Here is a 4,032-nt window from a genome sequence, read left to right as displayed (position 1 = left end):
CCCGCCCCGCCCCCCCCCCGGGGGGGGGGGGGCCCCCGGCCCCCCCCCGCCCCCGGGGGGGGGGGGGGGCGCGGGGGCGGGGTGTGCGGGCGGGGTCAGCGGCGGCGGAACATGAGGGCGCGCTTGACCTCTTGGATCGCCTTGGTGACCTGGATGCCGCGGGGGCAGGCGTCCGTGCAGTTGAACGTGGTGCGGCAGCGCCACACGCCGTCCACGTCGTTGAGGATGTCCAGGCGCTCCTCGGCGGCCTCGTCGCGGCTGTCGAAGATGAACCGGTGCGCGTTGACGATGGCGGCGGGACCGAAGTACGAGCCCTCCGACCAGTACACCGGGCAGGACGTGGTGCAGGCCGCGCACAGGATGCACTTGGTGGTGTCGTCGAAGCGCGCGCGCTCGGCGACGGACTGGGTGCGTTCGCGGGTCGGCTCGTTGCCCGAGGTGACCAGGTAGGGCTTGATCGCCCGGTAGGCCTCGAAGAACGGTTCCATGTCGACCAGCAGGTCCTTGTGCACCGGCAGGCCCTTGATCGGCTCGACGGTGATCGTCGTCTCGCCGTTCTTGGCCAGCAGGTCCTTCATGAGGACCTTGCAGGCCAACCGGTTGACGCCGTTGATGCGCATCGCGTCCGAACCGCAGACGCCGTGGGCGCAGGAGCGCCGGAACGTCAGCGAGCCGTCCACGTACCACTTGATGTAGTGCAGCAGGTTCAGCACGCGGTCGCTGGGCAGCGCCGGGATCCGGAAGGACTCCCAGTGCAGGTCCTCGTCGACCTCCGGGTTGAACCGCTGGATCTTGACCGTGACCATCGTGGCGCCCTCGGGGATGGGCGGGGCGTCCGAAGGCAGGTCGGTGGTCTGTTCGGTGTTCGTCACGGTTGCGGTCATCAGTACTTACGCTCCATCGGCTGGTACCGGGTGACGACGACGGGCTTGTAGTCCAGCCGGATGTCGGACTGGAAGCCGGTCAGTCCCAGTGGCGCGTTCGGATCCTCGGCGTCGGGCAGCTGCTTGTACGACATGCTGTGGCGCATGAAGTTGGTGTCGTCGCGGGCGGTGTAGTCCTCGCGGGCGTGCCCGCCGCGGGACTCCTTGCGCGCCAGCGCCGCGTTCACCAGCGACTCGGCCAGGTCCAGCAGGAAGCCGAGCTCGATGGCCTCCAGCAGGTCCGAGTTGAACCGCTTGCCCTTGTCGTGCACCGCGATCCGGCCGTAGCGCTCCTTGAGCGCCTGCACGTCCGACAGCGCCTGCTTCAGCGTCTCCTCGGTGCGGTACACCGAGGCGTTGGCGTCCATCGTCTCCTGCAGCTCGGTGCGGATCGTGGCGACCCGCTCCCCGCCGTGCGCGGTGCGCAGGTGCTCGACCATGCCCTCGACGAGCTTGGTGGGCTCCTCCGGGAGTTCCACGTGCTCGTGCGCGTTGGCGTACTCCGCGGCGGCGATGCCCGCGCGGCGGCCGAACACGTTGATGTCCAGCAGCGAGTTCGTGCCCAGCCGGTTCGAGCCGTGCACCGACACGCAGGCGCACTCGCCCGCGGCGTACAGCCCCGGCACGGTGTGCTCGTTGTCCCGCAGCACCTCACCGGTGATGTTGGTGGGGATGCCGCCCATCGCGTAGTGCGCGGTCGGGTACACCGGCACCGGTTCGGTGGTCGGCTCCACACCCAGGTAGGTGCGGGAGAACTCGGTGATGTCCGGCAGCTTCTGCTCCAGCACGTCCGCGCCGAGGTGCGTGACGTCGAGCAGCACGTAGTCCTTGTTCGGACCGGCGCCGCGGCCTTCCAGCACCTCCAGGGCCATGGAGCGGGCGACGATGTCGCGCGGCGCCAGGTCCTTGATCGTCGGGGCGTAGCGCTCCATGAACCGCTCGCCGTCGGCGTTGCGCAGGATGCCGCCCTCGCCGCGGACCGCCTCCGAGATGAGGATGCCCAGGCCGGCCAGGCCGGTCGGGTGGAACTGGTAGAACTCCATGTCCTCCAGCGGCAGGCCCTTGCGGTAGATGATGCCCATGCCGTCACCGGTGAGGGTGTGCGCGTTGGACGTCGTCTTGAAGACCTTGCCGAAACCGCCGGTGGCGAACACGACGGCCTTCGCCTCGAACACGTGGATCTCACCGGTGGCGAGCTCGTAGGCCACCGCGCCGGTGCAGACCTGCTCGCCGTCCTCGCCCTCGCTCATGGTGACGTCGAGGACGTAGAACTCGTTGAAGAACTCCACGCCGTGCTTGATGCAGTTCTGGTACAGCGTCTGCAGGATCATGTGGCCGGTGCGGTCCGCGGCGTAGCAGGCCCGGCGCACCGGGGACTTGCCGTGGTCGCGGGTGTGCCCGCCGAACCGGCGCTGGTCGATCTTGCCTTCGGGCGTCCGGTTGAACGGCAGCCCCATCTTCTCCAGGTCGAGCACCGAGTCGATGGCCTCCTTGGCCATGACCTCGGCGGCGTCCTGGTCGACGAGGTAGTCGCCGCCCTTGATGGTGTCGAAGGTGTGCCACTCCCAGTTGTCCTCTTCGACGTTGGCCAGCGCGGCGCACATGCCGCCCTGCGCCGCGCCGGTGTGGGAGCGGGTGGGGTACAGCTTCGTCAGCACGGCGGTGCGGGCGCGCTGGCCCGACTCGATCGCCGCGCGCATCCCGGCGCCGCCGGCGCCGACGATGACCACGTCGTACTTGTGGTGTTGCATGGTCGCCTCCTAGGGCCGCTGGCGAGGCCGTCCGCTCACGGCGTGGCCTCGAAGCCTGCGCTGTGTCGTCAGCCGATGTTCGGGTCGAAGGTGAAGAGCACGAAGGTGCCCAGACCGACCGTGAGCAGGACCGAGACGTACAGCAGCATCTTCAGCCAGAACCGGGTGGCGTCCTTGCGGGAGTAGTCGTTGATCACGGTGCGCAGCCCGTTGCCGCCGTGCAGACCGGCCAGCCACAGCATCGTCAGGTCCCAGAACTGCCAGAACGGGGAGGCCCAGCGGCCCGCGACGAACGCGAAGTTGACCCGGTGCACCCCGCCGTCCAGGAACAGCATGATCAGCATGTGCCCGAGGACCAAGAACAGCAGCAGCACGCCCGACAGGCGCATGAACAGCCAGCTGTAGAGCTCGAAGTTGCTGCGGCGAGCGGCCGGGCGGTGCGGGGACCGGGGCTTGTCGACCGACAGCGGCGCGTCGATGGTGGTCATGGGTCAGTGCCCCCCGAACAGTTCCGTGACGGCGCGCGTGAGCATGCTGATGGCGGCGGGCACGATCAGCACCAGCCACACCACCAGAACGGTCCAGAGCATCGGCTTCTGGTATTTCGGCCCGTTCGACCAGAAGTCGACCAGCATGACGCGGATGCCGTTGAACGCGTGGAACAGCACCGCCGCGAGCAGACCCAGTTCGAACAGGATCATGATCGGGCTTTTGTAGGTTTCGATGACCGTGTCGTACGCCTCGGGCGATACCCGCACGAGAGCGGTGTCCAACACGTGCACGAACAAGAAGAAGAATGTGAGCACGCCCGTGATCCGGTGCGCTACCCACGACCACATGCCCAAGTCACCGCGGTAGAGGGATCCCTTGGCACGAGGGTTGCCCTCGCGCTGGGGGGCCTCCGCCGCGGAGGCGGTGGTGCTGGCCATGGTGGAAGGCCTCCAACGTCGCTGGTGGACTGACGGCCCGTTCGGGAACATGACGACCGGTCCGAGTCGTCGTCATTCGTACGCCCGTCACCGGCCACCTGAACAAGGCCTGGACTTCTCGGATGCTAGACCTGCACCATCCGCGCGGCCTACTCGCCTGTGCTCTGTGTGATCGACCAGACAGGGGCCCCTACCTGGTGGATCGATGTAGAAATCAACTCGTGACACCCGCGCAATGCCCAAGCAGCAGGGTCAAGCCTTAATTTCGAGAGCCACGTCACCGGACGTGCGTGCGCATCGGCCCGCATTTTCCCGCGAAGGGAGCGGGCCGCGGTCCGCGCCCCCCGAGTCGCGCCGCAACGGGGCGGGGCCCCGGGGGGGGGGGGGGGGGGGGGGTTTTTGAAACGGGGAATGGGCGTGCGGGAACGG

At 68.3% G+C, this 4,032-nt stretch carries 4 protein-coding genes; all 4 read right to left on the bottom strand.

The genetic code is table 11. From position 1 onward, the window contains the following. Positions 1 to 95: 95 nt before the first annotated feature. Positions 96 to 884 (bottom strand): succinate dehydrogenase iron-sulfur subunit, encoded by a 789-nt coding sequence (locus tag LCD31_RS03315; protein WP_224955938.1) that lies wholly within the window; start codon positions 882 to 884, stop codon positions 96 to 98. Beyond that, complete coding sequence (sdhA, locus tag LCD31_RS03310; RefSeq protein WP_224955937.1) at positions 884 to 2,674, bottom strand: succinate dehydrogenase flavoprotein subunit; 1,791 nt, start codon at positions 2,672 to 2,674, stop codon at positions 884 to 886. The genes LCD31_RS03315 and sdhA overlap by 1 nt, the downstream gene beginning before the upstream one ends. A 68-nt stretch (positions 2,675 to 2,742) precedes the next feature. Next, entirely contained in the window at positions 2,743 to 3,162 is a 420-nt protein-coding gene (locus tag LCD31_RS03305; protein WP_224955936.1) for a succinate dehydrogenase hydrophobic membrane anchor subunit, read from the bottom strand. A 3-nt stretch (positions 3,163 to 3,165) separates the two neighbouring features. Then, positions 3,166 to 3,603 carry a succinate dehydrogenase, cytochrome b556 subunit gene (sdhC, locus tag LCD31_RS03300; protein WP_224955935.1) on the bottom strand — a complete coding sequence of 146 codons (438 nt, stop codon included), beginning with the start codon at positions 3,601 to 3,603 and terminating at the stop codon, positions 3,166 to 3,168. Positions 3,604 to 4,032: the final 429 nt, after the last annotated feature.

Origin of the sequence: Saccharopolyspora sp. 6M, from assembly GCF_020176775.1 — a bacterium.
In the GTDB taxonomy this organism is placed as follows: domain Bacteria; phylum Actinomycetota; class Actinomycetes; order Mycobacteriales; family Pseudonocardiaceae; genus Saccharopolyspora_C; species Saccharopolyspora_C gregorii.
Note: the sequence above shows the minus strand (reverse complement) of the source record. Positions and strands in the feature narration are given on the sequence as shown.